16 protein-coding genes and 2 pseudogenes are annotated in these 22,018 nt (G+C 73.0%); 6 read left to right on the plus strand and 12 right to left on the minus strand.

Annotation, left to right across the window (positions count from 1 at the left end):
• Positions 1-24: 24 nt before the first annotated feature.
• From ACIP8Z_RS06080 to ACIP8Z_RS06090, 3 genes and pseudogenes are all read right to left on the minus strand, one after another.
• On the minus strand, positions 25-879 hold the full coding sequence (locus ACIP8Z_RS06080; protein ID WP_402079330.1) for a DMT family transporter: 855 nt from the start codon (positions 877-879) through the stop codon (positions 25-27).
• A gap of 170 nt (positions 880-1,049) precedes the next feature.
• Positions 1,050-2,746 (minus strand): annotated as a pseudogene (locus ACIP8Z_RS06085) (alpha/beta fold hydrolase).
• A 15-nt stretch (positions 2,747-2,761) separates the two neighbouring features.
• On the minus strand, positions 2,762-4,396 hold the full coding sequence (locus ACIP8Z_RS06090) for an alpha/beta hydrolase (protein WP_402079333.1): 1,635 nt from the start codon (positions 4,394-4,396) through the stop codon (positions 2,762-2,764).
• A gap of 622 nt (positions 4,397-5,018) precedes the next feature.
• Here ACIP8Z_RS06090 and ACIP8Z_RS06095 point away from each other — a divergent pair.
• Positions 5,019-6,698, plus strand: a complete 1,680-nt coding sequence (locus ACIP8Z_RS06095) for a protein kinase (RefSeq protein WP_402079335.1) — start codon at positions 5,019-5,021, stop codon at positions 6,696-6,698.
• Positions 6,695-7,300 carry a hypothetical protein gene (locus tag ACIP8Z_RS06100; protein ID WP_402079337.1) on the plus strand — a complete coding sequence of 202 codons (606 nt, stop codon included), beginning with the start codon at positions 6,695-6,697 and terminating at the stop codon, positions 7,298-7,300. Before ACIP8Z_RS06095 ends, ACIP8Z_RS06100 begins: the two co-directional genes overlap by 4 nt.
• 47 nt (positions 7,301-7,347) lie before the next feature.
• On the opposite strand, the gene ACIP8Z_RS06105 is transcribed toward ACIP8Z_RS06100, so the two are convergent.
• Positions 7,348-8,574, minus strand: a complete 1,227-nt coding sequence (locus ACIP8Z_RS06105; RefSeq protein WP_402079339.1) for a hypothetical protein — start codon at positions 8,572-8,574, stop codon at positions 7,348-7,350.
• A gap of 191 nt (positions 8,575-8,765) precedes the next feature.
• Positions 8,766-9,488 (minus strand): dienelactone hydrolase family protein, encoded by a 723-nt coding sequence (locus ACIP8Z_RS06110; RefSeq protein ID WP_402079341.1) that lies wholly within the window; start codon positions 9,486-9,488, stop codon positions 8,766-8,768.
• Positions 9,489-9,790: 302 nt separating this feature from the next.
• Between ACIP8Z_RS06110 and ACIP8Z_RS06115 the strand changes: the two genes are divergently transcribed.
• Entirely contained in the window at positions 9,791-10,234 is a 444-nt protein-coding gene (locus ACIP8Z_RS06115) for a DUF6325 family protein (RefSeq protein ID WP_402079344.1), read from the plus strand.
• A 40-nt stretch (positions 10,235-10,274) separates the two neighbouring features.
• A complete protein-coding gene (locus ACIP8Z_RS06120) occupies positions 10,275-10,568 on the plus strand; it encodes an SHOCT domain-containing protein (RefSeq protein ID WP_402079347.1) in 294 nt (97 codons plus the stop codon).
• A 75-nt stretch (positions 10,569-10,643) separates the two neighbouring features.
• Here ACIP8Z_RS06120 and ACIP8Z_RS06125 read toward each other — a convergent pair whose 3' ends face one another.
• The 4 genes and pseudogenes from ACIP8Z_RS06125 to ligA all read right to left on the minus strand — a co-directional run bounded on the left by ACIP8Z_RS06125 (position 10,644) and on the right by ligA (position 14,580).
• Positions 10,644-11,354: an esterase/lipase family protein gene (locus ACIP8Z_RS06125; RefSeq protein WP_402079350.1), complete on the minus strand. Its 711-nt coding sequence runs from the start codon at positions 11,352-11,354 to the stop codon at positions 10,644-10,646.
• Between the two features lie 141 nt (positions 11,355-11,495).
• Positions 11,496-11,651, minus strand: a pseudogene (locus ACIP8Z_RS06130) (CGNR zinc finger domain-containing protein); the annotation flags it as partial.
• A complete protein-coding gene (locus ACIP8Z_RS06135) occupies positions 11,644-12,252 on the minus strand; it encodes a TIGR03086 family metal-binding protein (RefSeq protein ID WP_402079353.1) in 609 nt (202 codons plus the stop codon). The pseudogene ACIP8Z_RS06130 and the gene ACIP8Z_RS06135, both read right to left, overlap by 8 nt.
• 246 nt (positions 12,253-12,498) lie before the next feature.
• Complete coding sequence (gene ligA / locus ACIP8Z_RS06140) at positions 12,499-14,580, minus strand: NAD-dependent DNA ligase LigA (protein ID WP_402079355.1); 2,082 nt, start codon at positions 14,578-14,580, stop codon at positions 12,499-12,501.
• 228 nt (positions 14,581-14,808) lie between these two features.
• Between ligA and ACIP8Z_RS06145 the strand changes: the two genes are divergently transcribed.
• Both ACIP8Z_RS06145 and ACIP8Z_RS06150 read left to right on the plus strand, forming a co-directional pair.
• Complete coding sequence (locus tag ACIP8Z_RS06145; protein ID WP_402079357.1) at positions 14,809-17,898, plus strand: DUF4132 domain-containing protein; 3,090 nt, start codon at positions 14,809-14,811, stop codon at positions 17,896-17,898.
• A gap of 252 nt (positions 17,899-18,150) precedes the next feature.
• Complete coding sequence (locus ACIP8Z_RS06150) at positions 18,151-18,903, plus strand: D-Ala-D-Ala carboxypeptidase family metallohydrolase (protein WP_402079359.1); 753 nt, start codon at positions 18,151-18,153, stop codon at positions 18,901-18,903.
• Between the two features lie 225 nt (positions 18,904-19,128).
• On the opposite strand, the gene ACIP8Z_RS06155 is transcribed toward ACIP8Z_RS06150, so the two are convergent.
• From ACIP8Z_RS06155 to ACIP8Z_RS06165, 3 genes are read right to left on the minus strand one after another with little or no spacing between them, the layout of a single operon-like run.
• Positions 19,129-20,184, minus strand: coding sequence for a pyridoxal-phosphate dependent enzyme (locus tag ACIP8Z_RS06155; protein WP_402079361.1), 1,056 nt, complete (start codon positions 20,182-20,184; stop codon positions 19,129-19,131).
• Entirely contained in the window at positions 20,105-21,190 is a 1,086-nt protein-coding gene (locus tag ACIP8Z_RS06160) for a GHMP kinase (protein WP_402079364.1), read from the minus strand. The genes ACIP8Z_RS06155 and ACIP8Z_RS06160 overlap by 80 nt, the downstream gene beginning before the upstream one ends.
• Positions 21,187-22,008 (minus strand): Rossmann-like domain-containing protein, encoded by an 822-nt coding sequence (locus ACIP8Z_RS06165; RefSeq protein ID WP_402080796.1) that lies wholly within the window; start codon positions 22,006-22,008, stop codon positions 21,187-21,189. The genes ACIP8Z_RS06160 and ACIP8Z_RS06165 overlap by 4 nt, the downstream gene beginning before the upstream one ends.
• Positions 22,009-22,018 lie beyond the last annotated feature (10 nt).

Below are 22,018 nucleotides of genomic sequence, written 5' to 3' on the forward strand. Positions count from 1 at the left end.
GGATGACACCGCCGGAGTACGTGGTCAGGACGTGCCGACGCCGCTACGAGCCAGCGCGAACACCCCGAGGACGATCAGTGCGATCCCCGCGAGCTGCGGAAGCAGCCACCAGCCCGCCCGTACGTGCTCCTCGTACAGGAGCACGCCGAGGCTCAGGCTCACGGTGGCGTCGCCGAGGGTCAGGGCGGGCTGCGAGGCGACGAGCGGACCGCCCTGCATGGCGTGTTCGAGCAGCAGGAGGGCCGCGATCCCCGCCGCGCAGAAGGCGTAGGTCTGCCAGGCCGTCAGGAAGGCGCCGATGCCGCCGTCGCCGAGGATGTGCATGGACGTCTTCATGAGGGCGGCGGTCAGGGCGTAACAGATCGCCGTCGCCGCGCCGAGGCAGCCGGCCCGCGCGCGCCCGGGAGGTCTGCGCAGTCCGACGGCCGCGAGGGCCACCACGGCGACGGCGCAGACCACCAGGACCGGCACCCAGCGGTCCAGTGCGACATGGGTGCGGTTGCCGGTGGGCGAAGCGGCCGCGAGCGCCACTCCGAGGCCGACCACGACGCCTGCCACGGCGGCCCAGAGCCGGGCGGGCAGGCGTTCGCGCGTCAGGAGGGTGGCGATCAGCAGGGCTAGGGGAAGTTCGAGTACGAAGAGCGGCTGCACGAGGGCCAGCGGCCCGGTCGCGAGGGCCGCCGCCTGTCCGACACCGGCGGCGATGACGGCGAGGATGCCGGCCAGCCACAGGGGGCGGTGCAGCAGGTCGAGGATGAGTCCGGGCCGGAAGGAGTCGGACTGGGGGACGGTGAGCGCCGCACGCCGCTGCAGCACCGTGGCCAGCGCGTTGCTGAACGCGGCGAACAGCGAGAAGAGGACCGGCAGGACGACGCCCATGGATCGATCCTCACCGGGGCGGCGGCCGGCCGGGGGGCGACACCGGCGGGCGCCCGTACGGAGGACCCGGTCGGGTCAACGCCTCTCTCGCACCGACGCGCCCGGCCCCCGCTCCGATACGAGCGGGGGCCGGGCGGTGGGGTGTGTCTCCGGTGCGGCGCCGAGCGCGCCTAGGGCGCGATCTCGAACTGCGGCGGCTGCAGGCCCGCCAGGCAACGGGTGTCCGGCGCCGCCGGGTCGGCGAAGAACGACGTGGTGATCGTCTGCGCGCAGGGCGAGTCGGCGAAGACCACGTGGGCCACGTAGGGGACCGTGACGGCGTGGGACCGGCTCAGCGTACGGGCCACGTAGGCCCCGTTGCTGGGCGCGGTCTGGGCGTCGAAGCCGCCGGACAGGGCGAGGGTCGGGATGTCGCTGCGGGTCACGTCCCGGATCGAGGGAGGCGCGGCGGGGACGTCCCAGGCGCGGCAGTCGTCGTGGAGCAGGCGAGTTGCGGGGCGTTGGCCAGCATCGATCGGGGGAACGACGGGAACGCGCGGCGGCCACCCCGGATGATGTCGGCCCGGCTCTCGTACGGGGTCCACTGACTGCAGAACACGCCGTAGACAAGACCGTGGGCGACCCTGCCGATGGCCTGCGGGCTGTACTTGCCGCCCGCGAGCTGCTCGGCGATCCGCTGCGGGTTGCCGTGGGCGAGTTCGTCGAGGGAGCGGGGCACTCCGGCCGCCACGTGGGTGGCCGAGGTCAGCCAGGCGACGAGGTTGCCCCCGTCGAGCACGACCTTCACCGGCTCCGGATGGACCGGGACCGTGACGGTGGTGGTGATCGGGTCGGCCTCCAGCTCACTGACGAGGCGGAGGAAGGTGGCCTTCAGGTTCGGGTAGCGGGTGTTGCAGGCGGGCTGCTCCGCGCAGGCCTTGAACAGGCCGTCGAAACCCTCTCGTGCGGCCTTCCAGGTGACGGCCCCGCCGCCCAGGGACGGCGGCAGGACGCCGTCGATGCCGACCGAACGGATGCCCTTCGGGTGCAGGCGCATGTAGTTGAGCGCCAGGTGGGTGCCGTAGGAGATGCCGAAGACGTTCCACTTCTTGACGCCCAGCGTCTTGCGCAGGGCGTCGTAGTCGGCCGAGCTCTCGATGTCGTTGTACGCGCTGCGGTCGGCGCCCAGGCCGTCGACCCGGTCGCGGCAGGCCCGGGTCGCCTCGACGTGCAGGCGGCCGGTGGACGGCGCGTTGGAGACGAGACCCAGGGCGCGGGCGTTGAACTCGTCGATGTTCGGACAGGTGAGCACCGGGTCGGCCGAGTAGGTGCCGCGCTGGGACATGAAGATCACGTCGCGGTCGCGGTTCAGGTCGCCGGCGAGCGCCATGGGGATCTCGGAGATCGCGTCGTCGCCCGGTCCGCCGGCGAACCACACGATCGGGTCGGGCGCCGGGGTGCTCGACTCCGCGAGCATGATCGCGACGGCGAGGGTGATCCTGCGTCCCTGGTGAGCCCAGGGCTCCTTGGGCCCCTTGGGGCCTTCTGCCTCCTTGGGGCCCTGGGGCTCCTTGGGGCCCATGGGTCCGTTGGGCCCGTCGGGCCCCTTGGTCCGGGAGCGGTTCTCAGGAACGGTGAGGGTGCCGCAGCGGGCCCGCGCGAGATCGGGGATCGGGTCCGCCGTCCTGGGACAGGGGCCCGGTTCGAAGCGGGCGTCGCCCGCAGTACGGGCGACCGTGCCGATCGGACCGCTCGGACCGTCGCTGCCGGACTCGGCGTGCGCGGGCATCGCGGCGAGGCCGACGACGAGGACTCCGGCCGTGGCTCCTGCCAGCGTCGCGGGGAGCCGTCGGGCGGGGCGCCGCCGGGGGGTCGTGCGAGGGGACATCGTGCGTCCTCCGGGTCAGGGGATGATGGTGAACGGCTTGGGCGCGACACCCGCCACGCAGCGCGTGTCGGGCGCGGTCGGCCTGGCCAGGAAGGAGACCAGGACCGACGCGGCGCAGGGCTCCTGGGGCACCACCCAGTGGGTGATCCCGGGGACCACCACGGCGGTCGAGCGGGGCAGGGTACGGCCGGCGAACGGCCCCCAGCTCGCGCCGGTCTTCGCGTCGAAGGTCCCGGTGATGATGAGGGCGGGCACCTCGCTGTGGGTGGCGACCCGCTGGACCGCGGTGCGGTCCGGCACGTTCCAGGCCCGGCAGAGGTCGTGCTCGAAGGGCAGCTGCGGTGCGTGGGCGAGCACGGAGTCCGGGAAACCGGGGAAGGCTCGTCGGCCCGCCTCCAGGACGTCGCGCTTCGAGTAGCCCGGCGCCCACTCGGCGCAGGCCACCGAGTGCGTCAGCCCGTGGGCGAACTCGCCGATGGCGGGCGTCGCGCCGGCGGCCTGGGCCCGCGCGAGGCGTTCCGGATCGCCGGCGGCGAGTTCGTAGAGCGCCGCGGGGACGTCGACGGACGGGACCAGTCGGCCGTTGGTGACCAGGAGGTTCACCAGCGTGCCCCCGTCGAGGACGACCTTCACCGGGGTGCCGCCGCCGGGCGGCGGCACGGTCAGCGCCAGGGGGTTCGCCTCCAGCCGCCGGACCTGCCGCGTGAGCGTGCGGGAGAGGTCCGGGTAGCGGGACTCGCAGGCGGGCTGGGCCTCACATGCCGCGAAGATCGCGTTGATCCCCTCCTGGGCGCTGTCCCAGGCCCACGGCAGGCTGACGGTCTGGGGCGGCACGACCGAGTCGATCGCCAGCGTGCGGATGCCCTGGGGGTGCCGGCGCAGGTAGGTGAGACCCAGGTCGGTGCCGTACGAGTAGCCGTAGACGTTCCACTTCTTGATGCCCAGGGCCTTGCGGAGGTCGGCGAAGTCCGCGGCGTTCTCGGTGGTGTTGTAGGCCGAGAGGTCGTTGCCCTCGGCCGTCAGACGGTCCCGGCACTGCTTCGCCGCGCGTACCAGTCCTCGTCCGGTGGACGGCGCGTCGTAGGGCAGTCCGACGGCGGTGGCGTTGAACCGGTCGATCTCCGGGCAGGCGAGGTTCGGCTGCGAGTGGAGGGCGCCGCGCTGGGTCATGACGATCAGGTCGCGGTCCCGGTTCACCTGGGACGCGATCAGGAAGGGGATGGCCCCGATCGCGTCGCCGCCGGGACCGCCCTCCATGAACACCACGGGGTCCGCGGCGGGCTTCGCCGAGGCGGCCGGGATGATCGCGACGGCCGTCCGGATGGTCCGGGTCTTCTTGCGGGTGCGGTTCTCCGGCACCTCCAGGAACCCGCACCGCCCGGGGATCGGCTCCGGCGTCTCGGGGCACGGGCCGGGCACGAACCGTGCCGGGTGTCCCGGCCGGGGCCCCTCGGCAGGGGGTGACAGAGCGCTGCCAGGGGTGGCGCTGAGCGCGCCGAGCACGGCCAGGCCGGCCGCGACGAGCGCCGTTCTGGTACGCGTGCGCCGGGAGCCCCCCGCCAGGGGGATGCGTGCCGTCGGGCGCCGTACGGTGCCGGCGGTCCCCCGACCGGGCGGCAGGTCGTCAGGACCGATGTTCTGTTCCGCCATGTGATCCCATTTCTCGGACGTCCCCCGCCGCTCTGGACCGGGGGGCGTGGGCGTGGCCGCCCGCCGCGTGGTCCGGGCGAGGTCGGCGCACGTCAGCTTGCGTCCGCGCCGGGAGGCTCACCACTCAAGGACTCCACTCGGAGCAGGCGTTCGTCGCGCGCACAGAGGAACGTCGCGAGGGGGGGGCAGGCCCCCTGTCACGGGTCCGGCTCCCCTCGGTGGGACGGGGGAGGTCGCCGGTTCGAGACCGCTGCGGTCGGTGGACGCCGACGGTCACGGCGGCTCAGCCGGGCCACGGCGCGGTCGGCCTGGGCGTCGGGCGCGTCGCCGAAGGGGATCCGCCGGGCGTCCTCGTACGGCGAGGTCGGCCCGTGCCGTCGTCCGGTACGGGCGTACCGAGGAACGTGAACATCCTTGCTCCCGCATCCGGTTGGAACACGGCAAGGCACACCGCCCGTACCGCGTTCGCGGCGTACTCCCCAGGGCCTCCGGATTCCCATGAGCCCCTTCCGTAGGCCGGGTTCAGCACCGCGCCCGGTTTCCCTCTTCCCCGGGGAACCGGCCGTGGCGAGAATCTGTCCCTGTCAGGGGGAAAGTCGGCCACGGCGTCAGGGGGATGGGCATGGGCGCATGGGTGGTGCCGGGGTACGCCGAGGCCCGGGAGCTGGGTGCCGGTGGCAGCGGGCGCGTGGTGCTCGCCACGCACGAAGAGACCGGCCTGCCGGTGGCCGTGAAGTACCTGAGCGAGCGGTTCCGTTCGGACGAGGCGTTCATGCGCGGGTTCCGGGCCGAGGCCCGGCTGCTCGGGGCGCTGGACAGTCCGCATGTCGTCGGGTTCTACGAGTACGTCGAGGCGCCGCGAGGCGCAGCCATCGTGATGGAGCTCGTCGACGGCGTCGCGTTGCGTGCCCTCATCGCGCGGGAGGGCTCGACGGGTCCCGAGGCCGCTCTCGTCGTGCTCAAGGGCTCGCTCCTGGGCCTCGCCGCCGCTCACCGCGCGGGCGTCGTGCACCGCGACTACAAGCCCGAGAACGTTCTGGTCGCCGCCGACGGGTCGTCCAAGCTGGTCGACTTCGGGATCGCGGCCGGCCGGGGCGCCACACCGGGTGTCGCCGGAACACCCGCCTATATGGCGCCCGAGCAGTGGAACGGCGCTCCCGCCTCACCGGCGGCCGACGTCTACGCGGCGACCGCGACCTTCTTCGAGTGTCTGACCGGCCGCAAGCCGTTCTCCGGCGACAACTTCGCGGAGCTCGCCCTGCACCATCTCGACTCGCCCGTTCCCGACGGTCAGGCGCCGGAGCCGCTGCGCCCGTTGATCCGAAGGGGTCTGGCCAAGTCCCCGCACGAGCGGCCGGAGAACGCGGCCGCGTTCGTGACCGAACTGGAAGCGGTCGCCACGGCGGCCTACGGGCCGGACTGGGAAGAACGCGGCCGGGGGCGGCTGGCGGCGTTGGCCGCGCTCCTGCCTCTCCTCTTCCCCTCCTCCGGCGGCGCGTCGGAGGCCACGACCGCGTTCGCCACCACCACGTTTCCGGCGCCGCCCCCGCGCCCTCGGTGGCGTCTCCCTCGTGGGGTGCCGGCGGGTGCGGCCGCGCTCGTCCTGGCGCTGCTGCTCGCACTCGCCGCGCGGGCCGGCGTCGAGGCGACGAACGGTGACGAGGCCGCCCAGGCCTTCGCGACGACGAGCACGGGGCCGGACACGTCTCCGCCCGGGCCCGACCCGGCACCGCCATCGCCGTCGGCGTCGTCCCCGGGCCCGGAACTCTCTCCGTCGGCGACGACCCCGACCCCCTCCTCGTCCGGGAGCACCGGGCCGAGCGCCACCTCCGACGGGACTCCCACCGACGACACGACGACGGCGCCGACCGTGACCTCTGCCCCGACGCCCACGTCCGGCGCGACAACGCCCACGACGACCACGTCCCCGCCCACTCCGACCGTGACGCCCACGACCACGACTCCCACTCCTCCTCCCGTCGCCGTGACCGCGGTCTCCGTCACGAGCCTGCGCCAGACGGGGTCGACCACTGCCGCGGGCACCGTCGAGGTCACGACGGACGGGACGGGGCCGGTGACCATCCACGTCGAGTGGTTCACGGGGGACGAGAAGGGCGTGCCGGGAACGCCCGACGGCTCCGAGAGCTACCGGCGCGAGGGAGCCACCCGGTACACCCTCACGCTCGCCCACGACGTCCGGGGCGCCGGATGCTACTGGGGGCTGCGCGCGACCACGGACCCCGCCGCCTCGAACGGCGGTTCCCTTCAGCAGATCTTCGTCCGGCGGTGCCAGATCTCATGAACGACGACGACTACAGCGCCACCGAGCTCGGCAGCCACTGGTTCGAGCGTCCGACGCCGGAAGCGGCACCCGACCGGGTGGAAGGCGAGGTGCTGCGGTTCGGGCCGGGCGTGACCGCCGCGGCCCTCCGGCGGGCCGAGAACAGTCCCACGGTGGTCGAGATCTGGCACGGCACGCTCCCCGGCGTCCCCGCGCCCCGGCCCGCCCGCTCCCGATGGCCGTGGCGCTACGGGTTCGCCGCCGTCGTGCTGGTCGCCGTGCTGCTCTTCCTCGCCTGGCGGCAGTACGGGCCCGGCGTCGCGGTGCGGGACGTGACCGTCAGCGCCCCGGGGCACAGGCTCGGCTGCGACGGCACGGCGGACGTGGTGGGCAGGGTGCGCACGGACGGGCGACCGGGCACCCTCGTGTACCGCTGGGAACGCAGCGACGGAACCCGGTCCGGGGCGCTGCGCGAGAAGCTGGCCCGCGGACAGAAGGAGGCGAGTCTCCATCTCCTCTGGACCTTCCAAGGGCCCGGAACACACCAGGCCGTGGCACGGCTCGTGATCACCTCACCCGGCACCCACTCGTCGGCCGCGACGTTCACGTACGACTGCGGGTGACGCGGTCGACGTGCGGCGCGTCCCGTACGGAGTGCCACGGGTGGTGCTCAGGGGGTACGGAAGTCCTTCGCTTCCGGGTAGGTCACGTGGGTGCAGCCGCGGCGCTTCGTGATGTCGCCGACGTACGCGCGGAACAGGGCCGACAGCGTCTGGGGGCCGAGCACGTCGTCATAGGTGTAGCTGGCGCTGAGGGTGTGCAGGGCGGGCTTGCCGTCGCAGATGGAGGAGGCCCACCAGGCACCGCGCGCGTGCCCGGCCGTTCCCGGTGTGATGATCTTGTCGTGGCTGCCGCGGTCGTCGTATCCGACCGTGTTCGCCTCCGTTCCGAAGTAGGAGGCGGTACGCAGCCACCACGGCGAGTGTGTGAGCGCGCCGCGGGCGTCATCGCGCGTGTCGTCGGGCAGGTCGTCGGCGATGCGGCCCACCTGGTCGGGGCCGACCGCGAGAAGGCAGCTTTCCACGGGGGCCGCGTCCGGGGCCGGTGTCGCGAGAGCACGGTCGGGCAGCCGGCCCTGCCCCTGCCGCTGAATGTGTCGGGCGAACCAGCGGCATGAGCCGTCCGCCGCCCGCGCGGGGCGAAGGCCGGACGGAACGGAGGGCAACGGCTGTTCGGGCAGGGCGGGCAGGGCGCTCTCGCAGCCGATCCGGCCAGTGAGCGCCTCGGCGGCCGAGCGGGCGATGCGGGCGAGGCGCTCCCGGTCCGCCGCCGACACGTCGTCGTAGTCGGCGCGGGCCGTGACGTTCAGCAGCTTCGGAGCCGTCGCGCGGCTGCCGGGGCCGCACTCGGCGCGGACGGTGGTGTACCAGTCTCCGTAATGGCCCAGGGTGCCGTCGCCGATGGGCCGTGGTTCGGGGCGCCGGTCGGCGATCGCGGTGACGTCGGCCTTCTGACGGCCGGAACTGTCACGGAACGGCTCGAGATCGCTGTCGTCGCCTATCCGGTGCAGCGGCTCGGAAGGGCTGCTGACCCGCACCGTCAGACCGAACAGGGCCTTGGTCCTGCCGGGACCGGGCACCTTGTAGACCGTGCAGGAACCGGGCAGCGCGTCCACGTCGAGCCGGTCGGGGTGGTCGCCGGCTTTCGCCCGGACCATCCCGCCCTGCAGGTCCATGACCGCGGCCCCGGACACGAGCTGATCGCATGCCGCGCTGATGTCACGCTCGCTGGAGGCGCGGTCCCGGATGTCGTCGAACGTCAGCCAGCCCGCGTACAGACTCAGCGCGATCCCGCCGCACGCCGTCCACTGCCACAGCCTGATCCACCCCGCGCGCATCGCGCACTCCTCTCGCAACCCGTCCGGCGCGATCACCGCCGCCCGGCCACCGAGCGTAGAGGTCCGGTCGCGGGCGACCCGACGCAGGGTGTGGGCCGCCGGTCACCGCCATCGAGGAGGGTGGGAACCTGTCCTCGGTGACGGCGGCCCGGCCGGCGCCTACCGTTCGCCGCCCGCCGGACGGACTGGCGTCACTTCAGGTGTCGGTCCAGGAACCGGCACCCGTCCTCCAGCTCGAACCACGGGGTGCCGGTGTGCCCTCCGAGATTGGCGTGCAGCGTCTTCTCCTCGCTGCCGAAGGCGTCGAAGAGGTCCAGGGCCCGTTGCCGGGGGTTTCCCTCGTCGTCCCACTGCAGCAGGAACAACAACGGAACGGTGACCTGGCGGGCCTCCTCGCGCTGGGCGCGGGGTACGTATCCCCCGGCGAAGAAGCCGGCGGCCGCGATGCGAGGCTCGGCCACCGCGAGCCGGATCCCGAGGGCGGTCCAGCCCCCGGAGTACCCGACCCGGCCGCCGATCCCGGGCAGCGCGAGGACGGCGTCCAGGGTGGTCCGCCATTCCGGGACCGCGTTCTCGACCAGCGGGCCGATGAGGGACTCGAAGATCTCGTCGACCGGCTCACCGGCCCGCATCGCCCGGCGGAGCTCGGCACGGACCTGTTCGTCGGCGGCGGAACGGGGACGGTCGCCGCACCCGGCGGCGTCGATGGTGGCCACCGCGTAGCCGCGCGACGCGGTGTACCGGGCCCGGGCCACCAGCCGGGGGTCCGCCTTGGGCAGGCCGTTGTTGTGGGACATCAGGACCAGCGGGGCGGGTGCGGATCCAGGCGTCCACAGGGTGCCGGGGATCTCGCCGAGGGTGAATTCGCGCTCGAGGACGCCGTCGTCGAGACGCTGTTCAGAAGTGAATTGCACGGTCGTGCCTTTCGGGAGGGCTCGTGAACGGCGCTCCCGGACGACCTATCGCCCGACCGTGACCCCGGAGGGGAGCACCCATGTCGATTCTGCGTTCACGGGTACCACCTCCTCGTTCTCTCGCACGGCCTCCGCGAGGCTAGCAATGGTGGCCGTGGTCCGACAACGGGTTTTCGCGGAGGCTCCGTGACCGGACTGGCCTGGCACGGCGGCGGCGAGGTGCCGTCGTACCGACATGCGCGGGGACCCGCCCGGTGTTGCAATGGATCCACTGAGAGAGCCACGACACCAGGGGTTACGCCGTGAACGACGAAGCCGAAGAACTGGGACCGATCGACTACCTGATCGTGGAGTTCCCGGGCAGCCGAATGACCGGTGAGGGCCTGCCCCTCCTGGTCGATCTCGTGGACCGTGGCCTCATTCGCATCCTCGACCTGACGTTCGTCAGGAAGGAGGAGGACGGCTCCGTGAGCGGCCTGGAGCTCGCCGACCTCACCGGTGACGGTGAGCTCGACCTGGCCGTCTTCGAGGGTGTGTCCTCCGGACTCCTCGGTCAGGACGATCTCGAAGAGGCCGCGAGCGCTCTGCAGCCGGGCAGTTCCGCCGGCGTCCTGGTCTACGAGAACCGCTGGGCCGCGCCGTTCGCGGCGGCCCTGAACCGCGGCGGTGCCCAGGTCGTCGCCTCCGGGCGCATCCCGGTACCCGCCCTCCTGGCCGCGCTCGACAGCACGGACGACGCTCGCTGAGCGCCGGCGGACGTCAGTCGAGGAAACGAAGGGAATTTCCATGCCAGGCCTCCTCCGCGGCGTCGCGCGTACGGCCGTCGTCGCCGGAACCGCAACCGCCGTGTCGAACCGAGTGAGCCGCCGCCAGCAGGGGCGGTGGGCCGCACAGCAGGAACAGGAATACGCAGCTCCGCCACCGCCGCCTGCGGCCGCGCCGACCCCCGCAGCCGCGCCGGCCGCCTCCGACATGTCGAGCAAGATCGACCAGCTGAAGCAACTCGGCGAGCTCAGGGACCAGGGCGTCCTCACCGACGGTGAGTTCGAGGAACAGAAGCGCAGGCTTCTCCAGGCCTAGGTTCTGTCGCCGAACGTCCCGCCCGCACCCCCACGGGCGTCTCGGGCGGGAGCCCGGCTACCGGCAGGACACCCTTCAGGAGCGGAGGAACGCGCGGACTCCCCGGGAGACGGTGTCGTCGCCGAGGAGGTCGTTGTGGGCCAGGCAGCCCGCGGCGTTGTTGGTCGCGCCGGTCAGGGGAACGCTGCTGTCGGGGTTGATGACCTCGTCGCAGTTGGACCACCAGGTGGCGTAGCGCACGGTCCCGGGCGTCTCGTCGCCCGCCGCGAGCCCCTTCTGGACGTACGAGCCTGGAGTCATGTCGCGGCACGCCTGGTCCCACAGCGCGCAGGCCCACGCGGTGCTCGTGCCGTGGTTGGGACCGGCGAGGGAGGCCCAGTGGTCGACCGAGGCCTGGCCGGCGGGGTCGTACTTCGCGTACCAGCGGGTGACCAGGCTGCCGAAGGAGTGGGAGACGAGGTCGACGCGGGAAGCGCCGGTCTGCCGCTTCACTCCCTCGACGTACGCGGCGAGTTCGCCGGACAGGGCCTCGTTCACGGACCGGTGGGTGTCGTAGCCGAAGGAGAACAGCTCGCCGTCCGTGTATCCGTCGGCCTTGAAGTCCTCACGCAGGCCGCCCCACACGCCGGGGTCGGCGTTGTAGCCGTGGACGAACACGACCGGCGTTCGGGCGACCGCGCTCCGGACGGGCACCTGGGCCCGGACCGTGGATGTGGCCAGCAAGGACACGACGGTGGCGAGCATCGGAACGGCGATCCTGGCGGCGATCCGGGAACCGGGCTTCAACACACTTCCCCCTACGACGTGTTACGCACGAGTAGTCAGGAGCATGGTGGGGCCTCGGGGCCGGGAAGAACAGCCGTCGTACGCCAGGAGATCTCGGTGAGCCAGGAGATCTCGTGCCACGCGACGCGCCACCTCGGCCGTTCAGTCGCGCTGCCGGGCCGCGCATCTGCGTGACTTCGTCCGGTTGCCGCACACGCGCATCGAGCACCAGCGGCGACCGTGGTTCTTCGAGGCGTCCCAGAAGACCGATCCGCAGGTGTGTTCCGCGCAGCGCTTGAGCCAGCCTCCCTCACCGGTCGTGGGCCGCCGGTGGCGTCCAGTTCGGGTCTCGGCCGCTCAGGCCCACCGCCCGGTCCAGGAGCGGGGCGTCGTCCGGGACGGGCACCGCGGCGCCGAAGATGCCTCCGCCGCGGCTCTCGTCCGCCGCGGCCTCCAGCAGGAACGCGTGCGAGGCCCCCAGCGCGGTGTCGTCGGGAACGTACTCCTGGCCGGTGGCCCGGGCCAGGTCCCAGCCGTGGATCACCAGTTCGTCGACGGCGACCGCCGCCGCGATCTCACCGGGCAGGTCCACGCCGCCCGCACGGGTCGTGCCCGTCCAGGCGGACGGATCCCTCCAGGCCTCGGCCAGTTCGTCCAGCACCCGCGGCAGCGCCTCGCGCCAGTCGGCGGGGAGGGAGGGTACGGCGGTGTCGGGGGCCGTGTCCGTCGTGTGCCCCAGGTCCTTGCGGGCCGCGTCGCGGAAGGCCGTGGCAAGTCCGGTGAGGTGGCCCAGGAGGTTCCGGACCGCGTAGTCGGGGCAGGGCGTCGGGCCGGCGAGCCTCGCGTCGGGGACGGCCGCCGCGAGACGGGCGACGACGCGGGTCTGCGGCCCGAGGTCGAATGTCGTCGATTCGGTCATCTGCCGCTCCTTGGACGCACGGGTGGTGAGGGGTAGACCTGGCGCGGCGGGCGGACTCATCGGTCGTCGCCGTCCCGATCGTGGCGATGGCCATGGAGCGGTCCCGCGCACGACGGCGGAAGGTGGCGCCTCGGCTCACGGGCTCGTCGGCTTCGGCATGGGCCTTCATCGTCGCCCGCGGCGGCCCGGGGGGCGCGGCGAACCGCCGCGCCCCCGCCCTCGTCAGCTCATCGGCCCATCGGCCCATCAGGTCAGACAGCCGGCGATCCGCTCCGCGAAGGCCTCCGGGGTGAGGACTTCCACGCCGAGTTCGGCGGCCTTGACCGCCTTCGAGCTCGGCTTGCCGTTCGCGGACGGGGCTGCCACGAGTATGGATGTCTTCGCGCTGACGCTGCTTCCCGCGCGACCGCCGGCCTTCTCGATCAGGGCGTTCATCTCGGAGCGGCCGAAGCCGTCCAGCGGGCCCGCCATCTTTCCGGTGACCACGACGACCTTGCCCTCCAGCGGGCCGCCGCCCTGGGCCGCCGAGGGGTCCTCGGGCTCGGTCATGTTGACGCCGGCCGCTGTCAGCTTGTCGATGACGGGCGCCAGCGCTGCCACCTGCTCGACGATGACCGGGGCCTTCTCGGGGCCGATCCCTTCCACGTCCTGCATCTCGGTGGCGTCGGCCTGCCGGATCGCGTCCATGGTGCCGAAGTGCCGGGCGATGCGGCGGGACATGCTGCGCCCGGTGCCGAGCACTCCCAGGGCGCAGAAGACGCGGTTGAGAGGGCGGCCCTTCGCGGCCGTGATCTGCTCGGCGAGCTTCGCTCCCCGCTTCGCGCTGCCGGACGCGGCGGTCAGCTGCTCGACGGTCAGCGTGAAGAGGTCGGCGACGTCGCGGACGTCGCCCGATTCCACCAGAGCCGCCACGTACGTCTTGCCGAGGCCGTCGATGTCGAGCATCTCGCGCCCGGCGGCGTACTCGATCAGGGCCGGGAGCGCGCACGCCGTGCCCTTCGCGCAGCGCCACCGCTCCTGGGCCGTGTTGATCTCGCCGCCGCAGCGGGGGCACGCCTCGGGCAGGGGCACCGGCGTCGCTCCGGCCGGGCGGAGCGGGACGACCGCCGCCTGGACGCGGGGGATGATGTCGCCCGCCTTGTACACGGTCACCGTGTCGCCGATGTGGAGGTCGCGGCGGCGGATGTCCGCCGGGTTGTGGAGGGTGGCCCGGGTGACCGTCGATCCGTCGATCTCGACCGCGGCGAGGAGGGCGGTGGGGGCCAGGACGCCGGTGCGGCCGACCTCCCACACGACGTCCTCGAGCACCGTCTGCCGTTCGATCGCGGGCAGCTTGACCGCGATGGCCCAGTGCGGGAAACGGGAACCGAGTCCGGCCGCCTCCTGCTCGACCGTGTCGTTCAGCTTGATGACCAGGCCGTCGATTCCCACGGGCAGCTCCGTACGCATCGCGGCGACGGCGTCGGCCTGGGCCTGGGCGGCGGCCAGGTCGGAGACGACGAGGAGGCCCGCCGGGGAGGCCGCGGTCGTCTGCACCCCGGCGTCGGCCACCGCTGCCAGCGCCTCGGCGTGGGTCGCTCCCGCCGGCAGGAACGGAACGCCGTCCAGCTCCACCACCCCGTACGCCCAGAACGTCATCCGGAGCCGGTACGGGCGGCCCTTCGCCCTCAGCGTGCCCGCCGTGCCGTTGCGGGGGTTGACGAAGACCTGCGCGCCATGGGCGGTGCGGACCTCGTTCGCCGTCTCGAACTGCTCCTGGGTGAAGGCGACCTCGCCGCGGACCTCGACGGTGACCGGCTCGGCGAGCTGCTCGGGCAGGCCGTCGATCTGACCGATCACATGGCTGACGTCCTCGCCGTGTCTGCCGTCGCCGCGGGTGATGACCTGCGCCAGACGGCCGTCACGGTAGCGGGCGGCCACGGCCGCTCCGTCGATCTTCGGCTCGACGGTGAAACCACCGGCCGGGGCGCGGCCGAGGCGACGCTCGACGGAGGCGCCCCAGGCCACCAGGCCCTCGGCGTCGAAGACGTTGTCCAGACTGAGCAGTCGGGTGGTGTGCGCGACGTCGCCGGCCGGGGCGGCACCGTCCGCCACCAGGCCGGTGGGGCTGTCCGGGGAGACCTCCGCCGGGTTCGCCTCCTCCCAGGCCAGGACGGCGAGGCGAAGGCGGTCGTACGAGGTGTCGTCCATCGCGCTGTCGCCGTCCCCGTAGTAGGACCGCGAGGCCTCGCGGAGGCGCTGGAGAGCGGCCTCGTACGCGGCGCGGTCATACAGGGCAGACAGGTTGGGCAGGCCGGACAGCGCCTCATCGGCGGGAATCGTCGTCATGAGGAGATCCTCTCGCGAGGGTCTGACAATGGCCGGTGAGCCGGGTGGGAGCCCTGCGGGCACCGGGCCGGGCACCTCGTCCGACGGTCGGTGCACCTCGGTGGAGGGCGTTGTCGGTGGCTCCCGGTACGTTGTGGTCAGCTGCTCGAACTCCTGGGGCGGCGGTGCACGACGGGGGTACAGACGATGAGTTCGAACGGTGTGTGGAGGGCTGTCGGGGAGCACGAGGTGACGCTCGATCCCTGGGCCGGGCCGAAGCCGGTGCTGCGGTGCCGGACCTTGGCGGGGCGTGAGCTGAAGAAGGTGCCTGCCGCGCTCGGTGCCGAGCCGGTGGTGCGGGAGCTGGCCGCGCTGGCGGAGTGGATCGGTGACCACGCCGACGGGGCGCTCACGAGCGTCGAGCGGTGGATGACGCAATCCCTGCCGGTGTCAGCCGCGTTGATACGGGAGGTGTGGCCCGACCCGTACTGGCGGCGCGTCTTGCGGTACGCGGTGGTCGCGCCGTGCGGCGGCGCCGAGGCGGACGTGGAGCGGGCCGGGGTGCTCACGGGCGTGGTGTCGCGGCCGGGTGGTGCGCTCGTCGTGGTGGGGCTCGACGGGGAGGAGCGCGAGCTCGACGACACGGTCGTCGTGATCCCGCATCCGGTGCTCCTCGATCCGCGGGGCACCGGCCTGCTCGAGCGGTGGCGAAAGGTGCTCGCCCCGCTCGGCGGGGAGCAGGGGATCGAGCAGCTTGACCGTGTGGTGTACGTGAGGCCGGACTGCTCTCCCGCGCCCGGAACTCGGGGCCCGCGAGACGGGATCTCCGCTTTCCACGGCGCCGTGTACGCCTCCGGTGCGCACGTCGAGCGGGTCGTGCGGTCCTTCGGCGGGCGGCTCGGCGGGGAGCGTGCGGGCTTCTCCTTCGGGCACGGCGGACGGATGTACGGCATGGTGGCCGACCTGCGCCATCAGGGCCCCGCGGCGCCGGTGAGCCTGTACGACTTCCGGTTCACCGAGGCGCGGGGGCGGCAGGGGGCAGGGGCGTACGACGCGGTGCCCCGGCCCGTCTGGTCCGAGGGGATCAGAGCGTTGGCGGCCCTCTACGACGAACGGGAGGCGGCTTCGGGAGCGTCGTCCGCGAGCTTGGCGGTCGGCCCCGACTCCCACTCCGTCTATCAGGCCTTTCTCGTGGCGTGCGCCGACCACGCCACAGCCGGTGCACCGGTGGCCGGCGGCCCCGAGCCCCGGCGGCCGGCCGGCGCGCGCCGACTGCTCGACGCGGGCGCGGTCCTCTCGGGTCCCCCTGCCGGTCAGGACGAGGAGTCACTGACCGCGCGGCGCTACGGCTCGCCGCTGCTGGAGGGCGACGAGCGCTTCGTGCGCATTGTCGTGGCACGCGCCGTCGGGGCGCAGGACGCGGTGGCGCGGTCGCTGGGTCTGGAGCCGGACGCGGGTGACGCCACCCCGGTCGGCAGGGTGCCGCTCCGGCCTCTGGACCTGCTGACCCGGGTCTGCCGTGCGCACCCCGGGCTCGCACGGGAGGCGATGGGACTGCTGGCCCCGTTGCGTGCCTGTGCGAAGACCGCGGGTACGAAGCCGGGCCGGGCCGCGGCGCAACTCCGGGCGAGTCTGCGGAAGCTGACCACGGCTCACCCCGAGCTCCTGCCGTACGCCCTGGACGAAGGAGCGCGCATCGTGGCCGCGGAGGGCAGTGTCGCCATGGCCAGGCCGCTGTACGTCGAGGCACGGACGGCCGAGCGGCGACTGGGTGGCATCGACGAGGACGCTCTGCGGGAGCTCGTCTCGGAGTTCCGCGGGCTCGGGGTCGTCGACGAGAAGCTGCTCGGGCAGTACCGCACGGACCTCGCCGCACGCGCGTCGGAGGGCGACGCGTACGAGAGCTATCGCCGGCTCGTCCTGGAGTGGTGCCGGGCCGAGAGCGAGATCCCGGTGTCGGTCGTCCGCGACGGGGTCACGCACCATCGGCGGCGGGACGTCCCGTCGTCGTTCGCCGTCGAACTCGCGCAGGGGGTGGGCGGCCCGCCGGCCGTCGACGACACGCAGACGGAGATCTTTCATCTGCTGCTGCGCAACGGCGGATTCGCGCGAGCAACGGCGTCCCTCTGGGAGGCGTGGGCCGTGCCGCTGGAGCGGGACCTGGCGGAGCACGCCGACACCGCCGACCACCTGAGGACCCACTTTCCGGAGCCCGGGGGTTCTTCCGCCGCGGCGAAGACGGCGGCCGCGGAAGCGTGGCTCGCACTGATGGCGCGCGTCGGACTGCTGGAGCGGTTCACCGGGACGGCCGAGCCTGTCTCCGTCGCGGCGGCGGAACGGGCGAACGTCTGGCTGACGCGGTTCTTCGGGCGGTACGCGGGCCTGCGTCAGCCCGTCGGCGGCCTGGAACCGGTCGTGGCGTCGGTTGCCGCCCTGATGCGCGCTGCGGGTCAGACCCGTGACCCGCTGGTCGGGCTGAAGACCCGGTCGTTGGGAGGCGACTTCTGGGGCGTCGGGTTCGACCTCGGGCTGCTCGCCCTGATGAAGCGGGTGGGGATGCCGCTCGGGGAGCCGGCGGGCGAGCGGGGCGTCCACGCCCTGCAGTGGATACAGCGGCGAGGAACCACCGGTGTCGAGTCCGTGCTGGCCGACCCCGGTTTCCGGGAGCCGATCCGCGGCGAGCTGACCGGAGCCGTACGGGGAAGCCTGGGGTACACCGTGACACGGCACTGTCTGACGCCGTTTCCGAAGGTGACCAGGCAGGTGGCCGCGTCGGAGCCTTTGCGGGAACTGATGGCCGGGATCCTGGACGAGCGTGCGCGGCGTGTGCGGGTCGGTGGCGCGGGCGGCCTGTTCGCGCTCCAGGATCTGCTGCTTCATGTGGAGCCGTTCGTCGTCGCGGGTGCGGTGAAGCACTTCGACGGGTACGTGCGGGAGGCGTTGGCCGCCGACCCGGCCGTGCTGCTCGCGGAGACCCTGCGCGCCGGCTGCCTCGCCCACCCACACGAGGGCGAGAGCGACGGCGAGAGCGGCAACCGGACCACGGCCTGCGGACTTCGGGAGGTGACCGCCGATCAGGCGCGGCAGCTCCTGGAGGCGACGGACGAGGCCGTCAGGGACCGCCATGCGGAGATGTTCGACGTGGAGCCCGCCACCCGCAGGAGCAGATGTCTCGACTTCCGCCCGGGGAGCGCGTTCGCGCAGGACCTTCTGCCCGGCGTCGAGAAGGCGCTGCCGGGGATCGCGGAGGACTCCTGCCGGTCGCGTGCCCTGGGGGTGGTGCAGGGCGTGCTGTGGTGCGAGAGGTGGCAGGCGACGCTCCGGGGGTTCATGCCCTGACGCCCGCCGACCCCTCCTTCACCGGGCCTCGCCCGTGGAGGACGGGCGCCCGAGCGTCGGGACCATCTCGACCGTCCTGCGCGCGTCCACCGCCAGGGGTGGCGGCAGGGGTGGCGTCCCGTTCGTCCGGGCGCCATTGGCCCGACAAATGACGCCTGCTCCGGCGTGGTTGACGCGCGTCGACCGGGCCGTCAGTCTCGGGGGGACTCTTACCCCTGGGTCACCTCGGATCCGTGAGGCCATGGAGGATCGATGTTCCGACGCCCCCTGCGTTCCCTACCACTCCGCCTGCTCCTATCACTTGTCATGATCATGGCCGCTTCCTTGGGCGGGGTGGTCGCCACCGCCGGCACCGCCCAGGCCGACGGCTGCTACACCTGGTCCCGCACCCTCTCCCAGGGCGCCTCCGGCGCCGATGTCACGGCGCTGCAGATTCGGGTGGCCGGATATCCCGGCTACGGCGGGGTGCTGGCGATCGACGGCGCCTACGGCCCCGGCACGGCGGCCGCCGTCAAGCGCTTCCAGGCCGCCTACGGCTTGGCCGCCGACGGTGTCGCGGGCCCCGCGACGTTCAGCAAGATCTACGCGCTCCAGGACGACGACTGCACCCCCGTCCACTTCTCCTACGCCGAGCTCAACGACTGCAACACCACCTGGGCCGGCGGCGCCGTGAGCGCGGCCACCGCCAAGTCCAACGCCCTGCGCACGATGTGGAAGCTGGAGGCCCTGCGGCACGCCCTCGGTGACCAGAGCATCCGCGTCACCAGCGGATTCCGCAGCCAGGCCTGTAACGACGCGGTCGGCGGCGCCGCCTCCAGCCGTCATCTCTACGGAGACGCGGCCGACCTCGGCGCCGGACCCCACTCGCTGTGTCTGCTGGCCCAGCAGGCCCGTAACCACGGCTTCAACGGGATCCTCGGCCCGGGCTACCCGGGACACAGCGACCACACCCACCTCGACCACCGGTCCAGCCGCTTCTGGTCGGCGTCCGGCTGCGGCATCTGACGACGCGACGGCGTTCCTCGTACGCGGGCACCTGAAGGCCCGACATCGGATCGCGGGACGCCGTCGACCGCTGCCACCCTGCCCGTATGGACAACGCGGAAGTGCTCCTCGTCGGCGGTCGGGCAGGGGTAGGCAGGACGACCGTGGAGGGGAGGTCTCGGCGCTGCGACATCCCATAGTGACGGGGGTTCGTTCCTGGGCCTGGGTCGGGTCGGGTCGGGGGTGTTACGCGCCGAGCGGTGGGCTCGGGGTGCGGTTCCAGGGCATCCGGGACCAGGGAAGGGCGAGTTCGGTCTGGTCGGCGATGTCCTGGGGAGCGAGGCGGGCGAGGGGCGCCGCCTCGCGATGGCGCGCGTAGACGGTGTCGGTGTAGCGGTGGCCGGTGTCGGGGGCGATGAAGAGGACGGTGCGTTCGGGGGCGCGGTCGCGTTCGTGGCGTGCGGCGAGGTAGGCCGCGCCGGTCGACAGGCCGGCGAAGACGGCGTGGCGGCGCAGGAGGTCGACGGCGCCGGAGAGGGCGGCGTCGAACGAGATCCAGTGGAGGGTGTCGTACAGCTCGTGGGACACGTTCCCGAAGGGGATGGAGCTCCCGATGCCCGCGATGATGATCTCGGGGTCGGAGGTGTGCTGGGCGCCGAAGGTGAGGCTGCCGTAGGGCTGGACGCCGACGAGTTCGACGTCGGTCCGGGCGCTGCCTGAACCATGGCGTGACACGTTCCCCGGCACGCCGCCCGAGGCGTCGCGCAGGTAGCGGGTGAGGGCGCCCGTGGAGGCGCCCGAGCCCACTCCGCCCACGACGGTGAGCCGGTCCGTGCCCGTCTCCTCGCGGATGCGGTCGGCGATACCGCGGTAGCCGAGGTAGTGGATGTCGTCGTGGTACTGCCGCATCCAGTGGTACTCGGGGTGTGCGGCGAGGATCTCGTGGATCCGTTCGACGCGTCGCTTCTGGTCGAGTTTGAGGTCGTCGCAGGGTTCCATCTGTTCGAGCGTGGCGCCGAGTACGGCGAGCTGGGTGCGCAGCGTCTTGTCGACGGTCGTGGAGCCCACGACGTGGCAGTGCATGCCGTGCCGGTGACAGGCCAGGGCGAGGGCGTACGCGTAGATCCCGCTGGAGCTGTCGAGGAGCGTGTCCCCGCGGCGTACGGCTCCGGTGTCGAGGAGGTGGCGTACGGCGGCGAGCGCGGAGACCACCTTCATCGTCTCAAAGCGCAGGCAGACGAGACCGTCGTCGAGACGTATCAGGTCGGGCCGGCCGATCGCCTCGGCGACGTGCTGGTCCATCGAGCGACTCCTTGGTGGTGAACGTGCGGGTGGTGGGGATGCCGTGGGTGCGGAGGGCGTGGCGGCAGGCGCGTACGCGATGACGCGGGTCCCCGGGTGCGGCCGGGTCGAACAGGACGCCTGCCACGGCTCCGCTGTGCGCGATCTGCACACCCGCCGCTCCGGTGCGCCGGGCGATCGCGGTCAGCGCGTCGAACTCCGGGTGTCTCAGTGCCTGTTGTCCGCGTCGTGCGCTGGCCGTGGCGACCTTTCCCAGGAGGGGCACGTCGCCCGTGGCGATCGCACGGCGCAGGAGGGTGCGCAGCCGCTCGTACTCCTGGACGTCGGCGTCGGTGGCCTCCCGTACGGGCAGGGCGAGCGTGTCGACGGGCGCTCCCCCGCCGAGGACGCAGCCCACGACGAGCAGGGGCGGGAGGGCCGGACCCAGGACTTCCAGGATCCGGCCCTCCCGCTGGGCGAAGAGGACCGGGCGGGCGTCGAGCATCAGCGGATCGCTGGCCCGTTCCGCGCGGACGGCGAGGCGGGCGACGGCGTCGGGGGCGAGGCGAAGCCCGTACGAGTCGGCGACCGCGCGCACCGTCGCGATCACGTCACTGGTGGAGCTGCCCATGCCCAGGCCCACCGGCACGTCGCCGGTGAGCCGCAACTGCCCGCCGCTGGGCGGCAGTCCGGTCTGTCGCGCGCATTCCGTCACCGCGAGGCCCGCGGCGCGTGCGGCTTTCCCGCGGTCTGCGGGGACGACCGTGAGCGCCTCGGGGGGTGTGCCGGGCCGGCGGACGAAGTCGGCCCTGCTGTCGGGGCCGGTCAGGGGGAGGGTGACGAGGCCCGCGCACCTGCGTCCGTCGGCGTCGAGGAAGACGCCCTGGAGGAGTTCGCCGTGGTGGCAGGGGGCGTGGCCGGTGCCGGTGGCGAGGGGTTCGGAGGCCGGAACGGTTTCGGTCGCGGCGCCGAGCGTGGCCGGGTGGGTGGCCGGTGGGGCGGGAGCCCGGTGCGTGGCGGGTGTCATGCGCAGTCCACCGTGCGGTACCGGTACAGGACGGTCTCCTCGGCGCTGAACTGGGAGAAGGGGAACGGCTCCGCCGACAGGGCGGTCACTCCCGAGCCGAGGAAGGCCCGGGCGACGGCGCTGCCGCTCTGCGCGTACACGATCAGCGGGATGCCGCGGTGGCGGCAGCGCTCCAGGATCGCGTCGAAGGAGCCGTTGCTCAGGGTCATTCCCGTGGCGACGACCGCGTCGGCCCGGTCGAGCACCTCGTGCATGTCGTCGGTGACGGGGTCGCCCCACTGGGTCGCCTTGAGGTTGAAGTCGCAGGGAAGGGGTTCGCCGCCGCGCTCGCGGATCGCCGCCACCAGCGGGTTGACCACACCGATGAGGCCCACCTTCGCGCCCTCCTCGATGTCGAGCAGCCCGGCGATGGCCGCGTCGCGGGCCGTCGCGCGGGTCTCCGGCGTGCCGCTCGGGAGGGTGACCGGTTCGGCGTCCCCTTCTTCGGCGGCTTCCCGGTGCGGTCGGGTGTGGGCGAGGTAGGCGTCGAGGGCGGCGATCCGGAGGGGTCGCGGGGCGTCGCGGAGCAGGACGTCGAGCGGCGTACCGGAGTAGTCGCGGCAGATCGCCGGGGTGAGTTCGCCGGCCTCGAACGCACAGCCGCCGAAGGTGCCGCCGACGCGGACCAGGACGTACTGGTTGAGGTAGGTGGTGTCTCCGCCGGCCAGGCGGGTTCCGTGGTGGATCCAGAACACGCTGGTCGCGACGAGTTCGGCGGGGAGCGGTCCGTGTTCGCCGGCCAGGGCGGCCTCGATGAGCCTGTCGACGGAGTGGGACAGCGAGACGGGG

This window comes from Streptomyces sp. NPDC088553 (assembly GCF_044752965.1).
GTDB lineage: Bacteria > Actinomycetota > Actinomycetes > Streptomycetales > Streptomycetaceae > Streptomyces.

Excerpts from the sequence above, each read along its gene's own strand:
- ACIP8Z_RS06155 (WP_402079361.1), bottom strand. The coding sequence starts at position 20,184 with ATGGACCAGCACGTCGCCGAGGCGATCGGCCGGCCCGACCTGATACGT.
- ACIP8Z_RS06100 (WP_402079337.1), top strand. The coding sequence starts at position 6,695 with ATGAACGACGACGACTACAGCGCCACCGAGCTCGGCAGCCACTGGTTC.
- ACIP8Z_RS06135 (WP_402079353.1), bottom strand. The coding sequence starts at position 12,252 with ATGACCGAATCGACGACATTCGACCTCGGGCCGCAGACCCGCGTCGTC.
- ACIP8Z_RS06105 (WP_402079339.1), bottom strand. The coding sequence starts at position 8,574 with ATGCGCGCGGGGTGGATCAGGCTGTGGCAGTGGACGGCGTGCGGCGGG.
- ACIP8Z_RS06080 (WP_402079330.1), bottom strand. The coding sequence starts at position 879 with ATGGGCGTCGTCCTGCCGGTCCTCTTCTCGCTGTTCGCCGCGTTCAGC.
- ACIP8Z_RS06095 (WP_402079335.1), top strand. The coding sequence starts at position 5,019 with ATGGGCGCATGGGTGGTGCCGGGGTACGCCGAGGCCCGGGAGCTGGGT.
- ACIP8Z_RS06150 (WP_402079359.1), top strand. The coding sequence starts at position 18,151 with ATGTTCCGACGCCCCCTGCGTTCCCTACCACTCCGCCTGCTCCTATCA.
- ACIP8Z_RS06160 (WP_402079364.1), bottom strand. The coding sequence starts at position 21,190 with ATGACACCCGCCACGCACCGGGCTCCCGCCCCACCGGCCACCCACCCG.
- ligA (WP_402079355.1), bottom strand. The coding sequence starts at position 14,580 with ATGACGACGATTCCCGCCGATGAGGCGCTGTCCGGCCTGCCCAACCTG.
- ACIP8Z_RS06120 (WP_402079347.1), top strand. The coding sequence starts at position 10,275 with ATGCCAGGCCTCCTCCGCGGCGTCGCGCGTACGGCCGTCGTCGCCGGA.
- ACIP8Z_RS06090 (WP_402079333.1), bottom strand. The coding sequence starts at position 4,396 with ATGGCGGAACAGAACATCGGTCCTGACGACCTGCCGCCCGGTCGGGGG.